We start from the raw sequence: 15,582 nt of genomic DNA, 5'->3' as shown, positions 1-15,582 counted from the left end.
GCCCATGTCGCGCAAGGAAACCATCCTCTACCTCGACGGCGTCTCGGTCTCGTTCGACGGGTTCCGCGCCATCAACAATCTCTCGCTGGTGCTCGGCAAGGGCGAAATGCGGGCGATCATTGGCCCCAATGGCGCCGGCAAGACGACGATGATGGACATCATCACCGGCAAGACGAGACCGGACACGGGCGACGTCTATTTCGACGGCGATGTCGACCTGACCAAGCATGACGAGGCCGAGATCGCCATGATGGGCATCGGCCGCAAGTTCCAGAAGCCGACTGTGTTCGAGAGCCACACGGTGGAGGACAATCTTGTCCTGTCGCTGAAAGGGCCGCGCTCGATCTTCCCGGCGCTGTTCCATCGCCGCGCGGCCGAAGAGAGCGAGCGCATTGACGAGATCCTCGCCGTGACGCGGCTTGGCGAGCGCCGCCACGATCTCGCGGCCAACCTGTCGCACGGACAGAAGCAGTGGCTGGAGATCGGCATGCTTCTGGCGCAGGACCCGAAGCTGCTGCTGGTCGACGAGCCGGTGGCCGGCATGACGGATGCGGAAACCGAAGAAACCGCGCGCCTGCTGAAGGAGATTTCCAGGACGCATTCGGTCGTCGTCGTCGAGCACGACATGCATTTCGTCCGCGAGCTCGGCGTGCGCGTCACCTGCCTGCATGAGGGCTCCGTGCTTTCGGAAGGCTCGCTCGACGCGGTGAGCGCCGACGAGCGCGTCATCGAAGTCTATCTGGGGAGATGAGCATGTATTGGCGCGTTCCCTTTTCTAGCGAGCCGACGCCGATGGACGGTGCGCAACTCCTCTGGGCGCTGGCGCGCAGCATGGAATCCCTGCCGACCCTTTTCCCGAACCCCCTCCGTCTGGCGATGCCAGCCTCCCCCGTTTCGGGGGAGGAGGGGGACCAGGGGCGTTTCGGGTACAATGCGGAGCGACACCATGCTTGAGGTGCGCGACGCGACGCTCCACTACGGCGCGGCCCAGGCGCTGCGCGGCGTATCGCTGACGGCTGCGGGCGGCAAGATCACCTGCGTGCTCGGCCGCAATGGCGTCGGCAAGACCAGTTTGATGAGATCCATCGTCGGCCATCACCGGTTGACGAGTGGAACGATTGCCTTCGAGGGGAAGGCGCTCGACCGGAGCGCGGCGTATGACCGCGCCCGGTCGGGCATCGCTTTCGTGCCGCAGGGGCGCGAGGTGTTTCCGCTGCTGACGGTGAAGGAGAACCTCGAGACCGGCTATGCGCCGGTCAAGCGGGGCGACCGCAACATTCCGGACTATGTTTTCGACCTGTTTCCGGTGTTGAAGGACATGCTCGGCCGGCGCGGCGGTGACCTGTCGGGCGGCCAGCAGCAGCAGCTCGCGATCGGCCGCGCGCTGGTGACGCGGCCGAAGCTGCTCGTGCTCGACGAGCCGACGGAAGGCATCCAGCCGTCGATCATCAAGGACATCGGTCGCGCCATCCGCTTCCTGCGCGACCAGGCGGGCATCGCCGTCCTGCTGGTCGAACAGTATCTCGATTTCTGCCGCGAGCTCGCCGACGAGGTGAACATCATGGACCGCGGCGTGATCGTGCACACCGGGCCGGCCGAGGACCTCGACAAGCCTGAAATACGCCGCTTCCTCACCGTCTGAGCGCGGTTTCGCAGCGCCGGTAACCGCGCCTTAAGCATGACGGGTCCATCTTTGCTCTGACGGCGCAAGTATGGATTCGCGGCATGTGGACGAAGCAGAGGAAGAAGCGGCGCAGCGGTGCGCTGATCGTGCCGGCGCTTGCCACCGTGTTCCTGTCCTACTTCGGCTTCCACGCCTGGCACGGCGAATTCGGCATCTATTCCAGCTATCAGCTCGTCGACCGCAAGGCTGAGCTCGAGGCGAAGCTGGCCGGGCTTCGCACCGAACGGCAGGCCCTTGAAGCCAGGGTGCTGCTGCTCCAGGACGGCACGATCGAGAAGGACATGCTGGACGAGCAGGCGCGTCGCGCGCTCAACCTGACGGCAAAGGACGAGGTCATGATCATCAGATCAGGCCGAAATAGCCATTAACTGAATTCCAGTTTATTTCCAATTTTCCCCGTATAATCATGTAGTTAGGTGTATGTCGGCTGTGTGCAATTTGGCATGGCCGAACGTAAGGCGCTGTGCTACGTTGTCTTCAATCGGGGGTGTCGGAGACGAGCTTCCGTCATGTCCGCCAAGAGACAGTCCAGGGAGTAGTCGATGGCCGTAGCCGCCCGCAAAGCCTCTGCTAAGTCGAAGTCCGAATCCGGCGCATTGTCGCAACCGAAGGCACCGAAGCCCGCGGATTTCACCAAGGACGAGGAACTGCGCGCCTATCGCGACATGCTGCTCATCCGCCGTTTCGAAGAGAAGGCGGGTCAGCTCTACGGCATGGGCTTCATCGGCGGCTTCTGCCATCTCTATATCGGCCAGGAGGCAGTGGTCACCGGCCTCAAGATGTCGCTCGTCGAGGGCGACCAGATGATCACCGCCTATCGCGATCACGGCCACATGCTGGCGATGGAACTTTCGCCGCGCGGCGTCATGGCCGAACTCACCGGGCGCCGGGGAGGGCTGTCCAAAGGCAAGGGCGGCTCGATGCACATGTTCTCGAAGGAGAAGAACTTCTACGGCGGCCACGGCATCGTCGGCGCACAGGTGTCGCTCGGCACCGGCCTCGCCTTCGCCAACCGCTATCGCGAGAACGGCAATGTCTGCCTCACCTATTTCGGCGACGGCGCGGCCAACCAGGGCCAGGTCTACGAGAGCTTCAACATGGCCTCGCTGTGGAAGCTGCCGGTAATCTACGTCATCGAGAACAACCGCTACGCCATGGGCACGTCGGTACAGCGTTCGTCGGCGGAGACCGATTTCTCGCATCGCGGCATCTCGTTCCGCATCCCCGGCATCCAGGTCGACGGCATGGACGTCCGCGCCGTCAAAGCAGCGGGCGACATGGCAACCGAGTGGTGCCGTTCCGGCAAGGGGCCGATCATCCTCGAGATGCAGACCTACCGCTATCGCGGCCATTCGATGTCCGACCCGGCGAAATACCGTTCCAAGGACGAAGTGCAGAAGATGCGCTCCGAGCACGATCCGATCGAGCAGGTCAAGGCGCGGCTCGCCGACAAGAAGTGGGCCTCCGAGGACGACCTGAAGGCGATCGACAAGGAGGTTCGCGACATCGTCGCAGATGCGGCCGATTTCGCGCAGTCCGATCCGGAGCCGGACGTCTCCGAGCTTTACACCGACATCTACGTCGGAACCTGAGATCGGCGCCTCTGATGAGTGCGCTCATCCCTATATATGGCTTGGCCGCCTTCACCGCGTGGGCGATTGTCGCGTGGAGTAGCCTAGAGATTTTGGCCCGTGCGCCCTACGGACAAAAGCGCGCCACGTCTCGAAATTTGGGGCTATGGAACCTCGGTGCGATCGAGCGCCAGCTTGGTCCGCAAGTTCATTCGAAATTACTTCGACTGAAATGGGCAGGAATCGCTTTCATCGCATTGGTGGCGGCACCAATGATTCTCTCTATTGTCGTCTTGGTACTTTCCGCACTCGCGCGGAAACTTGGTATCGCCTGAACTCGCGGAGACACAGATGCCGATCGAAATCCTGATGCCCGCGCTCTCGCCGACCATGGAGGAGGGCAATCTCGCCAAATGGCTGAAGAACGAGGGCGACAAGGTCGCCGCCGGCGATGTCATTGCCGAGATTGAGACCGATAAGGCCACCATGGAGGTCGAGGCGGTTGACGAGGGCACGCTCGGCAAGATTCTGATCGAGGCGGGCACCGAGGGCGTCAAGGTCAACACGCCGATCGCTGTGCTGCTCCAAGATGGGGAGAGTGCGAGCGACATCGGCAGTGCCAAGGCACCGCAGAAGACCGAGGCCAAGGCAGAGCCGGCGCCCGCCGAAGATGCGGGCGGCAAGGCCCGCGAGGCTTCGCAGGAGCCTGTCGTGGAAAAGGAAACGGCCAAGGTTCCCGCCGCGCCGAAGGTCGAGGCCGCTGCCGATCCGGATGTTCCCGCTGGCACCGAGATGGTCCCGACCACCGTGCGAGAGGCGCTGCGCGACGCAATGGCCGAGGAGATGCGCCGCGATCCGGACGTCTTCGTCATGGGCGAGGAGGTCGCCGAATACCAGGGCGCCTACAAGATCACTCAAGGGTTGCTGCAGGAGTTCGGGGCCAAACGCGTCGTCGACACCCCGATCACCGAGCACGGCTTCGCCGGCGTCGGCGTGGGCGCCGCCATGGCTGGCCTGAAGCCGATCGTCGAGTTCATGACCTTCAACTTCGCCATGCAGGCGATCGACCAGATCGTCAATTCCGCCGCCAAGACGCTCTATATGTCCGGTGGCCAGATGGGCGCGCCGATCGTGTTCCGCGGGCCGAACGGTGCCGCCGCCCGCGTCGCGGCGCAGCACAGCCAGGACTATGCCGCCTGGTACAGCCATATCCCGGGCCTCAAGGTGGTGCAGCCCTACACGGCCGCCGACGCCAAGGGCCTGCTCAAGGCCGCGATCCGCGATCCGAACCCGGTGATCTTCCTCGAAAACGAGATCCTCTACGGCCAGACCTTCGACGTGCCGAAGCTCGACGATTTCGTGCTCCCGATCGGTAAGGCGCGCATCCACAAGCCAGGCAAGGACGTGACACTGGTCTCCTTCGGCATAGGCATGACCTATCTGGTCAAGGCCGAGCCGGAACTCGCCAAGCTCGGCATCGACGCCGAGATCATCGATCTACGCACCATCCGGCCGATGGACCTCGACACGGTGATCGCGTCGGTGAAGAAGACCAACCGGCTCGTGGTGGTGGAAGAGGGCTTCCCGCAGTCTTCGGTCGGCGACTTCATCGCCAGCCAGGTGTCGCAGCGCGCATTCGATTATCTTGACGCGCCCGTCATCACCATTGCCGGCAAGGACGTGCCGATGCCCTACGCCGCCAACCTCGAAAAGCTCGCTTTGCCGAACGTCGGCGAGGTGATCGAGGCGGTGAAGGCGGTTACGTACAAGGGGTAGCGAGGGTTAGGTGAAACAATCGCCAAGCCAGCCTCTTCCCGCCAACCAGCTTGCGTTCGAGCAGGCTGCGATGGAGCAGATTTGCGCGCGATCCGGTCATCTTGGAGAGATCGTCAGGCGAAACTATCTCTCAGCAATGGTGGTTGAGCGGTGGGGAAGTGGCGCCGGATTCTACACAGACTACGAGGTCGGGCCTGGTGACGTTGCCTTGCCGCGCAGGCTGTTTCGGGAAATGGCCATCGCTACCTTTGAAATGATGGGTGCTGGCCGTATCCAGGATGAGTCGCCGGATGGATACGTCGTCATGATGTGCCAACTGAACTTCGCCGACGATGGGCGCTCGTTTGGACTTGAATGCGTGAATTTCGGTGGTGGCCGATGGCCCTCCGATTGGTATGTGTGGCGCAACGTTGCCCGTGTGCGACACTTGGGGTCTGGCAATGCCTGACGCTCCTAGAAAGCCTGCGACCTACGCCGACCTGGAAGCGGTCCCCCCACATCTGGTCGCGGAGATCATCGACGGCGAACTGATGACCCATCCAAGGCCGTCGCCGCGACATGGAGTAACGGCAGCAAGCCTAGGTGACGAGTTGACGGGTCCGTTTCAGAAAGGCCGGGGCGGACCGGGCGGATGGGTGTTTGCCGTCGAACCGGAAATCAAGTTTGGCGGGGATATTCTAGTACCCGATCTCGCAGGCTGGCGGCGCGAACGTCTGCCCGGACTGCCCGCCCGGAATTTCTTCGAAATTGCGCCGGACTGGGTGTGCGAAATCCTGTCCGGGTCGACCGAGAAGCGCGACCGGACATTGAAGAAGCGGATCTACGGACTTCACGGCGTAGGCCATTTTTGGCTGATCGATCCACGGCTACAACTGCTCGAAGCGTTTGAGTTGAGGAATGGATTCTGGACCGATGTCGGAACCTGGAACTCCGCCGACGAGGTCAGAGCCCCGCCCTTCGATGCCATTTCCTTTTCCCTAGCCGACCTCTGGCCGCTCGACCCGCCGCTCGGCTTCAACGAAGACCCTACGCCCTATTACGCCGGAGACCGCTAGATGCCCATCAACATCACCATGCCGGCCCTCTCGCCCACGATGGAGGAGGGCAATCTTGCCAAGTGGCTGGTCAAGGAAGGCGACAAGGTTTCGCCTGGCGACGTGATCGCGGAGATCGAGACCGACAAGGCGACGATGGAAGTGGAAGCCGTCGATGAGGGCACGGTCGCGAAACTCGTCGTGCCGGCCGGCACCGAGGGCGTGAAGGTCAACGCGGTGATCGCGATCCTCGCCGGCGAGGGGGAAGACGCCTCAGCCGCGGCGAAAGGTAGTGATACCGCGCCGGCCAAGGCCGAGGTGAAGAAGGAACAGGCCAAGGCGACAACCGAGGCTGCGAAGCCAGAGCCTTCCAGGACCGAGGCCCCGAAGGCGGATGGCCCCAAGACGGAAACCCCTCCGGCAAAGCCGGAGGGCGCTCCTGCAGCGACTGCTTCTTCCGGCGAGCGCACCTTCGCCTCGCCACTCGCCCGTCGCATCGCCAAGGATGCCGGCGTGGACGTTTCGGCGATCGCCGGTTCCGGCCCGCATGGCCGCGTCGTCAAGGCGGATGTCGAGGCAGCTGTCGCCGGTGGTGGCGCGAAGATGGCGACCCCTGCCGCACAGGCCGGTGCGCCAGCCGCGGCGGCTCCCGCTGCGAAACCCCTGTCCGACGACGCGGTGCTGAAATTCTTCGCCGAGGGCTCGTACGAACTCAAGCCGCATGACAACATGCGCAAGACGATCGCGAGCCGGCTCACGGAATCGCACCAGACGATCCCGGCCTATTTCCTGTCGATGGACTGCACGCTCGACGCCCTGCTCAAGCTGCGTGAGGAAATCAACAAGTCCGCGCCGACCACCAAGACCGAAAAGGGCGACGTTCCCGCCTTCAAGCTGTCGGTCAACGACTTCATCATCAAGGCGATGGCGCTCGCCTTGCGCGACGTGCCGATGGCGAATGCGAGCTGGACCAGTTCCGCCCGCGTGCTGCACAGAAACGCCGATGTCGGCGTCGCGGTCGCGGTCCCCGACGGGCTGATCACGCCGATCGTGCGCAAGGCGGATCAGAAGACGCTGTCTGTCATCTCCAACGAGATGAAGGATCTCGCCAAGCGCGCCCGCGACAAGAAGCTGAAGCCGGAGGAATACCAGGGCGGCTCCACCGCCGTGTCGAACCTCGGCATGTTCGGCGTATCCAACTTCACCTCCATCATCAATCCGCCGCATGCCTCGATCGTCTCGATCGGCGCCGGCATCGAGAAGCCGGTGGTGAAGGACAAGCAGATCGCCGTTGCCACGGTGATGACGGCCACCTTTGCTTTCGACCACCGCGTCATCGACGGCGCCCTCGGCGCCGAGTTCGCGGTCGCGTTCAAGCGATACATCGAGAATCCGATGGCGATGCTCGTATAACGGCCTGCCGATGCGCTTCGTCGTGACCGCCGCGCTCCTCCTGTTCGCCGGCTTCCTCGTCGGAGGCCTCGCGTTGCAGGCGATCGTCATCTGGGGCGACGGCGACCAGGAATTCATCATCGCCTTCGTCGCATTCGCGGCGATGTTCCTGCTGTCCTCCATCGTCTTCCTGGCCGTCCATGTGTTCCGCGACGTCAGAAGTGCGGCCAATGTGGCCGTGCTGCTGCTCCTGGTCGTTATTGGCGTCGCCGCGCTTGGCCTCGTTGTGATCGATCTGCTGGAGGATCCGAACCACGGCGCCATCGCCGGCAGCCTGCCGATCATCGCCGGCCTGACCGTGCCGAATGCGTTTGCCGTCATTGCCCAGTGGGCGATCGTGCGCTGGAGGGGACGGCCCGCGCCGCCGGCACACATGTTCGGGCGCGGCCCGGTGGCACCAGTATGAAAACCGTTCTCTGCTACGGCGATTCGCTCACCTGGGGATACGATCCCGACGGCCCTGGCCGGCATGCCTTCGCAGATCGGTGGCCGAACGTGTTGCAGGCTGCCCTCGGACCGCAGGTCACCGTCATAGCCGAGGGCTTGAACGGCCGCACGACGGCCTTCGACGACCACTTGGGCTCCGCGGATCGCAATGGCGCGCGGCTGCTGCCGACGATCCTCACCACCCATTCGCCGATCGATCTCGCTATCCTTTTTCTCGGCGCCAACGACATGAAGCCGTGGATCGCCGGCCGGGCGATCGCGGCGAAGCAGGGCATGCAGCGGCTGATCGATATCATTCGCGGCCATGCATACCCGATGGGCGAGGATGCGCCGGATATCCTTCTGGTCTCGCCGCCGCCCTTGTGCGAGACCGGAGACCCTGAGTTTGCGGCCATGTTCGGGCCGGGGCTCGAACAGTCGACCATGCTGGCGAGCCTCTATTCGGACCTCGCCGACCTGACCGGCTGCGGCTTCTTCGACGCGGCGTCCGTGGCCAAGGCCTCGCCGTTGGACGGTGTGCATCTCGACGCGGCCAACACTCGCGCGATCGGTCGCGGCCTGGAGCCGATCGTGCGCGTGATGCTGGGACTTTAGGAGAGTTACATGGCTGAATCCTATGACGTGATCATCATCGGCGCCGGTCCCGGCGGCTATGTCGCGGCGATCCGCTCAGCCCAGCTTGGCCTGAAGACGGCCATTGTCGAACGCGAGCACCTGGCCGGCATCTGTTCCAACTGGGGCTGCATCCCGACCAAGGCGCTGCTGCGCTCGGCCGAGATCATGCACTATGCCGAACATGCCAAGGACTATGGCCTGACGATCGAAGGCAAGATCTCGGCCGATCTCAAGGCCGTCGTCGAGCGTTCGCGCGGCATCGCGGCGCGGATGAACGGCGGCGTCGGCATTCTGATGAAGAAGAACAAGGTCGACGTGATCTGGGGCGAGGCGAAGATCACCAAGCCGGGCGAGATCGTCGTGTCGAAGACGACGAAGAAGCCTATGGAGCCCCAAGTGCCGCCGCCCAAGAACACTAAGGGCGAGGGTACCTATAACGCCAAGCACATCATCATCGCCACCGGCGCCCGGCCGCGCGCGCTGCCCGGCATTGAGCCCGATGGCAAGCTGATCTGGACCTATTTTGAGGCGATGACGCCGCCGCAGATGCCCAAGTCGCTGATCGTCATGGGATCGGGCGCGATCGGCATCGAGTTTGCGAGCTTCTATCGCACCATGGGCGTCGATGTGACCGTGGTCGAGCTGATGGCCAACGTCATGCCGGTGGAGGACGCCGAGATCTCGAAATTCGCGCAGAAGCGCTTCGAGAAGCAGGGGATGAAGTTCATCCTCGAAGCCAAGGTGACCAAGGTCGAGAAGGGCGCGAATTCCGTCACCGCCCATGTCGAGACCAAGGACGGCAAGGTCGAAAAGCTGACAGCCGATCGGCTGATCTCGGCCGTCGGCGTGCAGGCGAATGTCGAGAACATCGGCCTGGAGGCTGTCGGGATCGCCATCGAGCGCGGCGTCGTCAAGATCGACGACTATTGCCGCACCAGCGTGCCGGGCATTTACGCGATCGGCGACGTGGCAGGGCCGCCGATGCTGGCGCACAAGGCGGAGCATGAGGGCGTGGTCTGCATCGAGAAGATCGCCGGCCTTCATCCCCATCCGCTCGACCGCTCGCTCGTTCCCGGCTGCACATACTGCAATCCTCAGGTCGCATCCGTCGGCCTCACCGAGGCGAAGGCGAAGGAGAAGGGCCACGACATCCGCGTCGGCCGCTTCCCCTTCGTCGCCAACGGCAAGGCCGTGGCGCTCGGCGAGGACCAGGGCCTGGTCAAGACGATCTTTGACAGGAAGACCGGCCAGCTTCTCGGCGCGCACATGGTCGGCGCCGAGGTCACCGAACTGATCCAGGGCTTCGTCGTCGCCATGAACCTGGAGACGACCGAGGAAGAGCTGATGCACACGATCTTCCCCCATCCGACCCTTTCGGAGACGATGAAGGAGAGCGTGCTCGACGCCTACGGCCAGGCGCTCAACATCTGAGCGTCGATACCGTCCAGTCGACCGAACCAGGAAGAGTTGTATGGAACCGACCTATGGAATTCTGGCCATGCCGGGCGTCGGCTTCTTCGGCATGCTCGTGATCGGCTTTCTCGCAGGCTATGTCGCCGAGCGCACGATGAACCGTGACCACGGCATCCTCACCAACATTCTCGTCGGCATTGCAGGGTCTTTCGTCGGCGGAACCCTTGCCGGGCTGCTTGGGATCGCGTTCTACGGCTTCCTCGGAAACCTCGTCGTCGCCATCGCGGGTGCAATCGTCATCCTGTGGATATGGGGCAGGGCCCAGGGCGCGCGCTGAGCTAGCGCCATTCCAGTCTCCGGAACCTGCGGCCCGCTCCCGCGTTGTCGCTGCGGCGGTCGTCGCCGGGCAAAGACTGGAGAATCTCATGGAAGACGCGGGTGTGGGCTGGATCGCAGCCATCATTATTGGCGGCATCGCCGGCTGGCTCGCCGAAATGGTCATGAAGAGCAATATGGGCGTGCTGATGAACATAGTTCTCGGCATAGTTGGCGCGATTGTTGCCAATGCATTGCTGAGCGCGTTCGGCATCGTCCTCGGGGGCTGGATCGGCTACCTGGTAGCCGGCTTTATTGGAGCATGCATCCTCATTGCGATCGGTCGGATGTTCAGACGCTGATTGACGAAATATGAAGATACCGCGCGTCATCTGACGCGTGGTACTTCCTTTATATGAACCAACGTATCAGGGGAAAGTCCCAGTCGTCGATCCGCAGCCGGTGACAGATCCGCTGGCGAAGTCGGTGATCGTGTTATTCTGGCATATGTTCGCGCCACTTGGGAACGTGACTTCTATACCATACGCAGTTCCACCTGCGCCCTGCGTGGCAGACGTTCCGCCGCCAATAATATTGTCCTTGATGAAGAGAAGTCTTGAACTCTCGGCGTAGATCCCAGTCGCGAAATTTTGTCCGGCGACGTCAAATATCGTGTTTCTGGCGATTTCCACTCGACGCGCGGTCCTGATGAAGATTCCTTCAGCTTCGCTATTTGACGAAATCGAGGTCGACACTGCGTTGTCAACGATCTGGCTGTTGATGATATTCTCGGCGCGGATGGCATTTGACACGCCGCCATTTCCGGCCATTGGCGCAACCCCGTTAGATATCCCTACGGAGGTCGCGCTACGGCGACCCATGTTTGTGTAGGATACCGCAGCTGGCGCCGTCGTTTGAGATGACGGCGGCGTCGTGTCCGTGTTGACCACGCGGTTCCTTCTTACCACGATTCCGGAGCCCGCGACGGTTATTCCCGTGAAGGTGCTACCCTCGACGAGATTGTCTTCGATGACGCTGCCGGACGAACCTGCTCCGGAAAATAGCACGCCGTTGCGAAAACCCCGGATCGTCGCGTTGCGGATAGTGATGTTTTTCCTGTTGGTTGCGAATACGCCATTGGCGCCGGTGGCCGGGCCGGCTGCGAGACCGCCAAGTTTGAAATCGTTAAAGTCGATCGTGACGTTGTTGGCGTTAATAGTGATTGCGTTCCCAGAGGTGATCGCCGTACTAAGATCCTGCTTTAGGCAATAGACACCAGCGGCCGTAATGGTTTGCGGCAGCGATGTGATGCTTATGCAGTCGGTCCTTTCCGCCTGTGCGGGTCCAATGATCGATGCAGCCGAAATAGCAGCGGCCGCCAATCCAAAAATCTTCATTACTTGTCCCCTTTTGCAACGTGAATTTCGACAACTGGTTGAGGTTTCGGACTGTAGCATTCATGACGTAACGTCAATAGGCTTGGTATGAACTTTGCGGGTTGATGTCGGTCGGCTGTGTGCTCGCGGCCTTTCGCTTCCTGGCTGTTGCGCCTAAATGTCATGTGCGCCGGTGTGGCCGGCGGCTAGAAATTGTCTGCAGGAATCCGATGGTCACCGTTCTCGACACTATCGCCAGGCCGCGCCCGCGACATCCGGAGAAGGCGCATCGCCCCGATCAGGAGGTGATGCGCAAGCCGGACTGGATCCGCGTCAAAGCGCCGACGTCGCGCGGCTATGCCGAGACGCGGGAGATCGTGCGGTCAAACAAGCTGGTTACCGTGTGCGAGGAGGCCGGCTGCCCGAACATCGGCGAGTGCTGGGACAAGAAGCACGCCACCTTCATGATCATGGGCGAGATCTGCACGCGTGCCTGCTCCTTCTGCAACGTGGCGACGGGCAAGCCCCACGCGCTCGATCGTTCCGAGCCGGAAAGCGTCGGCCGCGCGGTCGCACAGATGGGGCTCACCCATGTCGTCATCACCTCCGTCGATCGTGACGACCTGGACGACGGCGGCGCGGAGCACTTTGCCGAGACGATCAGGGCGATCCGCCGCGCTGCGCCGGGCACGACGATCGAGATCCTCACGCCCGACTTCCTGCGCAAGGAAGGCGCGCTCGAGGTGGTCGTCGCCGCGAAACCCGACGTGTTCAACCACAACCTCGAGACCGTGCCGTCCAACTATCTGACGGTTCGCCCCGGCGCGCGCTACTTCCATTCGGTGCGGCTGCTGCAGCGGGTGAAGGAACTCGACCCGTCGATCTTCACCAAGTCCGGCATCATGGTCGGGCTCGGCGAGGAGCGGAACGAGGTGCTGCAACTGATGGACGACCTGCGCTCGGCGGACGTCGACTTCATCACGATCGGACAGTATCTCCAGCCGTCGAAGAAGCACCATCCGGTGAAGGCGTTCGTGACGCCGGACGAATTCCGCTCCTACGAGACCGTCGCTTATTCGAAGGGTTTCCTTGTCGTGGCGGCGAGCCCGCTGACGCGTTCCTCGCATCATGCCGGAGAGGATTTCGCCCGGCTGCGCGCGGCACGCGACGCACAACTCGCCCGCAGGGCTTGACGACGAGACAGAATGCCGAAGTTCGACACGGTCAGGCGCGTTCCGTATACGCCCGAGCAGATGTTCGCGCTCGTCGCGGACGTGGAGAAGTATCCGCTGTTCCTGCCGATGTGCGAGGCGCTCAGCGTCCGCTCGCGCAAGGAGCGTGACGGCGTCACGGTGCTGATCGCCGACATGAGCGTCGGCTACAAGGCGATCCGCGAGACCTTCACCAGCCAGGTCGTTCTCAAGCCTGACGAGCTCGTCATCGACGTCAAATACATCGACGGCCCGTTCAAATATCTGCGCAACCTGTGGACGTTCAAACAAGCGCCCGCCGATGGCTGCGATGTCGGCTTCGACATCGACTATGAGTTCAAGAGTCGCATGCTCGGCGCCCTGATGGGAGCCGTGTTCGATCGCGCGTTCCGCACCTTCGCCGGCGCCTTCGAAAAGCGTGCCGATGAGATCTATGGCCGTCCTGCCGCCGCGGTGAGCCGACCATCCGCGATTTGACCGCCTCACCAACATCTGCAAATTGGTGCGATGTCAGAGGGGTTCCATGCGGATTGCAGCAGCAGCGCTCTGTTTCGTTCTGGCACTCGCGAGTCCAGCGCGCGCGCTGGACGACTATGCGAGCCTGGTCCACCGTTGCGTGTCCTCTTTGAAGGCCGACCGGGAACTCAAGGCCGCCGCCACGACGGCTGGAGTAAAGGTGCTGCGCATCGTTTTCACGGTCGACGCCCATGGCCGGATCGGCAAGGTCGATGCCTCCAGGTCGAATGCGAGCGTCAATCTGCGCAAGATGGTCGAGCGCAAGTTTCGCGGTTTGCCGCGTATGATGCCGCCACCCGGCGGGAAGGGGCGCCGCTTCGCGATTGAATTGGTCGTCTGAGCCTAGTTGCCCAAGGCATCCAGCCCGAGTTCGAGCGCGGTCTGGACCGTCTCGCGTCGGATGTAGTCACGACCTAGGTTCTGGAAAATCCGCTTCTCCGTTCGCGTCGGCTTGCCTTTGCAGGCTACCCCGAACCAGACGAGCCCGACGGGCTTTTCCTCGGACCCGCCGTCTGGCCCGGCGATGCCTGTCACGGCGAGCGTGATGCCCGCGCGCGAATGCGCCAGCGCGCCGTCGGCCATTTCGCGCGCGGTCTCTTCGGACACGGCGCCATGCCGATCGAGCGTCTCCTTGCGCACGTCCAGCATGTCGATCTTCGCCTCGTTCGAATAGGTGACGAAGCCGCGGTCCACCATGCTGGAAGAGCCCGGCATATCCGTCATCAGCGCGATGATGCCGCCGCCCGTGCAGGATTCGGCCGTGGCGACGAGGATGCCGCGGTCCTTGCAAGCTTCGAGGAAAGTGCGGGCAAGCGCGGCGCGGTCGGTCATTCTGGCAGGCTCCCTGGATAGACGACGCTGGCGGTCGCGATCGCCGCGATGCCTTCCTCGCGGCCGATGAAGCCCAGCCGCTCGTTGGTGGTCGCCTTGATCGAGATCCTGTCCGCTGAAATGCCGAGCATCGAAGACAGTTCCGCGGTCATCGCGGCGCGGTGCGGGCCGACGCGCGGCGCCTCGCAGATCAGCGTGATGTCCGCATTGGCGATGCGGCCGCCCCTGGCGCGGACGATCGAGGCCGCATGTTCGACGAAGATCCGCGAGGCAGCACCTCGCCATTGCGGATCCGACGGCGGGAAGTGGGTGCCGATATCACCCGCGCCGCAGGTCGCCAGCAGCGCGTCGGTGAGCGCGTGCAGACCCACGTCGGCATCCGAATGGCCGGAAAGCCTTCTGTCATGCGCAATGCGCACGCCGCACAGGAAGACCGCGTCGCCCGGTTCGAAGGCGTGAACGTCGTAGCCGTTGCCCGTCCGCACATCGGGAAATGCGAGCCTGTCGCGATTGAGCTTTTCGTCGGCCATGGCGAGATCCCGCGGATAGGTCAATTTGAAATTATCGGGAGAGCCCAGCACGAGGCGCACCGGCAGCCCGGCCCACTCGGCGATGGAGGCGTCGTCGGTGAAGTCGGTGCGGCCAGACCGGTGTGCTGCCTCGTGCGCCGCGAGGATCTGGGCAAAGGGAAATCCCTGCGGCGTCTGCGCGGCGTGCAGGCCGTTGCGGTCGACGGTGACCAGGCCCTCCACCATGTCCTTCTTGAGCGTATCGGTGACCGCGAGGGCGGGAAGGGCGCCTTGGCCTTCGGACGCAGCGCGCACGACGCGGTCGATCAACTCGCCGTCGGCAAAGGGCCTCACTGCGTCATGGATCAGCACCAGTCCGGGCGGATCGGCCGATAGCTTGCGCAGGGCCAGCAGCGTCGATTCCTGCCGGCTTGCGCCGCCGATGACAGCGCTGACGCGGCCGCGGTGTTCCGCGGCGGCGTCTTCGAAAAGTCCGATGTCGTCGCCATGGATCGCGACGATGATCCGGCCGATCGACGGATGGCCGGCGAAGCGGCGAATCGTGTGGCGGATGACCGGTTCGCCCCCGATCGTGCGATATTGCTTGGGTCCCGCTTCCGGGCTGCCCGCCCGCTCGCCACGGCCAGCGGCGACGATGACCACGGCGATTTCGGAATTCTCTGTCATATGGACATGTTGCCACATTTCTGAACCGGGCTTTCGGATAAGGCACGCCATCCTGCTTGACCAGAGCCCTGAGGGCTTCGGGGCTGCCATGCACAAATCACAGCACTTGCCCGTTGCGCCGCGCCGCGAATATGTCTAGAGACTA

At 63.1% G+C, this 15,582-nt stretch carries 20 protein-coding genes; 17 read left to right on the top strand and 3 right to left on the bottom strand.

The window, feature by feature from the left end; all coding sequences use genetic code 11:
• Positions 1-4 precede the first annotated feature (4 nt).
• From urtD to B9Z03_RS18105, 14 genes are all read left to right on the top strand, one after another.
• Positions 5-751, top strand: coding sequence for an urea ABC transporter ATP-binding protein UrtD (urtD, locus tag B9Z03_RS18170; protein WP_085465500.1), 747 nt, complete (start codon positions 5-7; stop codon positions 749-751).
• A 195-nt stretch (positions 752-946) separates the two neighbouring features.
• Positions 947-1,642, top strand: a complete 696-nt coding sequence (gene urtE / locus B9Z03_RS18160) for an urea ABC transporter ATP-binding subunit UrtE (protein WP_085467732.1) — start codon at positions 947-949, stop codon at positions 1,640-1,642.
• An 83-nt stretch (positions 1,643-1,725) separates the two neighbouring features.
• Complete coding sequence (locus tag B9Z03_RS18155) at positions 1,726-2,052, top strand: FtsB family cell division protein (protein WP_085465498.1); 327 nt, start codon at positions 1,726-1,728, stop codon at positions 2,050-2,052.
• Positions 2,053-2,226: 174 nt separating this feature from the next.
• A complete protein-coding gene (gene pdhA, locus B9Z03_RS18150) occupies positions 2,227-3,276 on the top strand; it encodes a pyruvate dehydrogenase (acetyl-transferring) E1 component subunit alpha (RefSeq protein ID WP_085465497.1) in 1,050 nt (349 codons plus the stop codon).
• Positions 3,277-3,290: 14 nt separating this feature from the next.
• Positions 3,291-3,590 carry a hypothetical protein gene (locus tag B9Z03_RS29475; protein WP_139832318.1) on the top strand — a complete coding sequence of 100 codons (300 nt, stop codon included), beginning with the start codon at positions 3,291-3,293 and terminating at the stop codon, positions 3,588-3,590.
• 16 nt (positions 3,591-3,606) lie between these two features.
• On the top strand, positions 3,607-5,031 hold the full coding sequence (locus B9Z03_RS18145) for a pyruvate dehydrogenase complex E1 component subunit beta (RefSeq protein ID WP_085465496.1): 1,425 nt from the start codon (positions 3,607-3,609) through the stop codon (positions 5,029-5,031).
• Between the two features lie 10 nt (positions 5,032-5,041).
• Positions 5,042-5,479: a hypothetical protein gene (locus B9Z03_RS18140; RefSeq protein WP_139832317.1), complete on the top strand. Its 438-nt coding sequence runs from the start codon at positions 5,042-5,044 to the stop codon at positions 5,477-5,479.
• The gene (locus B9Z03_RS18135) at positions 5,472-6,086 is read left to right on the top strand and encodes a Uma2 family endonuclease (RefSeq protein ID WP_085465494.1); all 615 of its coding nucleotides are present in this window, start codon (positions 5,472-5,474) and stop codon (positions 6,084-6,086) included. Before B9Z03_RS18140 ends, B9Z03_RS18135 begins: the two co-directional genes overlap by 8 nt.
• On the top strand, positions 6,087-7,478 hold the full coding sequence (locus B9Z03_RS18130) for a pyruvate dehydrogenase complex dihydrolipoamide acetyltransferase (RefSeq protein WP_085465493.1): 1,392 nt from the start codon (positions 6,087-6,089) through the stop codon (positions 7,476-7,478).
• Between the two features lie 22 nt (positions 7,479-7,500).
• Positions 7,501-7,923, top strand: coding sequence for a hypothetical protein (locus B9Z03_RS18125; protein WP_176247554.1), 423 nt, complete (start codon positions 7,501-7,503; stop codon positions 7,921-7,923).
• Positions 7,920-8,558: an SGNH/GDSL hydrolase family protein gene (locus B9Z03_RS18120; protein WP_085465491.1), complete on the top strand. Its 639-nt coding sequence runs from the start codon at positions 7,920-7,922 to the stop codon at positions 8,556-8,558. Before B9Z03_RS18125 ends, B9Z03_RS18120 begins: the two co-directional genes overlap by 4 nt.
• Positions 8,559-8,567: 9 nt before the next feature.
• Positions 8,568-10,010, top strand: a complete 1,443-nt coding sequence (gene lpdA, locus B9Z03_RS18115; protein WP_085465490.1) for a dihydrolipoyl dehydrogenase — start codon at positions 8,568-8,570, stop codon at positions 10,008-10,010.
• A gap of 40 nt (positions 10,011-10,050) precedes the next feature.
• The gene (locus B9Z03_RS18110; RefSeq protein WP_085465489.1) at positions 10,051-10,329 is read left to right on the top strand and encodes a GlsB/YeaQ/YmgE family stress response membrane protein; all 279 of its coding nucleotides are present in this window, start codon (positions 10,051-10,053) and stop codon (positions 10,327-10,329) included.
• A gap of 88 nt (positions 10,330-10,417) precedes the next feature.
• On the top strand, positions 10,418-10,669 hold the full coding sequence (locus B9Z03_RS18105; protein ID WP_085465488.1) for a GlsB/YeaQ/YmgE family stress response membrane protein: 252 nt from the start codon (positions 10,418-10,420) through the stop codon (positions 10,667-10,669).
• Between the two features lie 66 nt (positions 10,670-10,735).
• Here the strand turns inward: B9Z03_RS18105 and B9Z03_RS18100 are convergent, their stop codons facing one another.
• Complete coding sequence (locus tag B9Z03_RS18100; protein WP_085465487.1) at positions 10,736-11,704, bottom strand: right-handed parallel beta-helix repeat-containing protein; 969 nt, start codon at positions 11,702-11,704, stop codon at positions 10,736-10,738.
• Positions 11,705-11,913: 209 nt separating this feature from the next.
• Here B9Z03_RS18100 and lipA point away from each other — a divergent pair, with 209 nt between their 5' ends.
• From lipA to B9Z03_RS18085, 3 genes are read left to right on the top strand one after another with little or no spacing between them, the layout of a single operon-like run.
• Positions 11,914-12,876 (top strand): lipoyl synthase, encoded by a 963-nt coding sequence (lipA, locus tag B9Z03_RS18095; RefSeq protein ID WP_085465486.1) that lies wholly within the window; start codon positions 11,914-11,916, stop codon positions 12,874-12,876.
• Between the two features lie 12 nt (positions 12,877-12,888).
• Positions 12,889-13,371 carry a type II toxin-antitoxin system RatA family toxin gene (locus tag B9Z03_RS18090; RefSeq protein WP_085465485.1) on the top strand — a complete coding sequence of 161 codons (483 nt, stop codon included), beginning with the start codon at positions 12,889-12,891 and terminating at the stop codon, positions 13,369-13,371.
• A gap of 46 nt (positions 13,372-13,417) precedes the next feature.
• A complete protein-coding gene (locus tag B9Z03_RS18085; RefSeq protein WP_139832316.1) occupies positions 13,418-13,750 on the top strand; it encodes a hypothetical protein in 333 nt (110 codons plus the stop codon).
• A gap of 2 nt (positions 13,751-13,752) precedes the next feature.
• Here the strand turns inward: B9Z03_RS18085 and B9Z03_RS18080 are convergent, their stop codons facing one another.
• Positions 13,753-14,241 (bottom strand): CinA family protein, encoded by a 489-nt coding sequence (locus B9Z03_RS18080; protein ID WP_085465483.1) that lies wholly within the window; start codon positions 14,239-14,241, stop codon positions 13,753-13,755.
• Positions 14,238-15,437, bottom strand: coding sequence for a bifunctional 2-C-methyl-D-erythritol 4-phosphate cytidylyltransferase/2-C-methyl-D-erythritol 2,4-cyclodiphosphate synthase (locus tag B9Z03_RS18075; protein WP_085465482.1), 1,200 nt, complete (start codon positions 15,435-15,437; stop codon positions 14,238-14,240). The genes B9Z03_RS18080 and B9Z03_RS18075 overlap by 4 nt, the downstream gene beginning before the upstream one ends.
• Positions 15,438-15,582: the final 145 nt, after the last annotated feature.

This window comes from Mesorhizobium australicum, assembly GCF_900177325.1.
Taxonomy (GTDB): Bacteria; Pseudomonadota; Alphaproteobacteria; order Rhizobiales; family Rhizobiaceae; genus Mesorhizobium_A; species Mesorhizobium_A australicum_A.
This window is presented reverse-complemented; position numbering and strand designations above follow the sequence as displayed.

Excerpts from the sequence above, each read along its gene's own strand:
- urtD (WP_085465500.1), top strand. The coding sequence starts at position 5 with ATGTCGCGCAAGGAAACCATCCTCTACCTCGACGGCGTCTCGGTCTCG.
- urtE (WP_085467732.1), top strand. The coding sequence starts at position 947 with ATGCTTGAGGTGCGCGACGCGACGCTCCACTACGGCGCGGCCCAGGCG.
- B9Z03_RS18155 (WP_085465498.1), top strand. The coding sequence starts at position 1,726 with ATGTGGACGAAGCAGAGGAAGAAGCGGCGCAGCGGTGCGCTGATCGTG.
- pdhA (WP_085465497.1), top strand. The coding sequence starts at position 2,227 with ATGGCCGTAGCCGCCCGCAAAGCCTCTGCTAAGTCGAAGTCCGAATCC.
- B9Z03_RS29475 (WP_139832318.1), top strand. The coding sequence starts at position 3,291 with ATGAGTGCGCTCATCCCTATATATGGCTTGGCCGCCTTCACCGCGTGG.
- B9Z03_RS18145 (WP_085465496.1), top strand. The coding sequence starts at position 3,607 with ATGCCGATCGAAATCCTGATGCCCGCGCTCTCGCCGACCATGGAGGAG.
- B9Z03_RS18135 (WP_085465494.1), top strand. The coding sequence starts at position 5,472 with ATGCCTGACGCTCCTAGAAAGCCTGCGACCTACGCCGACCTGGAAGCG.
- B9Z03_RS18130 (WP_085465493.1), top strand. The coding sequence starts at position 6,087 with ATGCCCATCAACATCACCATGCCGGCCCTCTCGCCCACGATGGAGGAG.
- B9Z03_RS18120 (WP_085465491.1), top strand. The coding sequence starts at position 7,920 with ATGAAAACCGTTCTCTGCTACGGCGATTCGCTCACCTGGGGATACGAT.
- lpdA (WP_085465490.1), top strand. The coding sequence starts at position 8,568 with ATGGCTGAATCCTATGACGTGATCATCATCGGCGCCGGTCCCGGCGGC.
- B9Z03_RS18110 (WP_085465489.1), top strand. The coding sequence starts at position 10,051 with ATGGAACCGACCTATGGAATTCTGGCCATGCCGGGCGTCGGCTTCTTC.
- B9Z03_RS18105 (WP_085465488.1), top strand. The coding sequence starts at position 10,418 with ATGGAAGACGCGGGTGTGGGCTGGATCGCAGCCATCATTATTGGCGGC.
- B9Z03_RS18100 (WP_085465487.1), bottom strand. The coding sequence starts at position 11,704 with ATGAAGATTTTTGGATTGGCGGCCGCTGCTATTTCGGCTGCATCGATC.
- lipA (WP_085465486.1), top strand. The coding sequence starts at position 11,914 with ATGGTCACCGTTCTCGACACTATCGCCAGGCCGCGCCCGCGACATCCG.
- B9Z03_RS18090 (WP_085465485.1), top strand. The coding sequence starts at position 12,889 with ATGCCGAAGTTCGACACGGTCAGGCGCGTTCCGTATACGCCCGAGCAG.
- B9Z03_RS18085 (WP_139832316.1), top strand. The coding sequence starts at position 13,418 with ATGCGGATTGCAGCAGCAGCGCTCTGTTTCGTTCTGGCACTCGCGAGT.
- B9Z03_RS18080 (WP_085465483.1), bottom strand. The coding sequence starts at position 14,241 with ATGACCGACCGCGCCGCGCTTGCCCGCACTTTCCTCGAAGCTTGCAAG.
- B9Z03_RS18075 (WP_085465482.1), bottom strand. The coding sequence starts at position 15,437 with ATGACAGAGAATTCCGAAATCGCCGTGGTCATCGTCGCCGCTGGCCGT.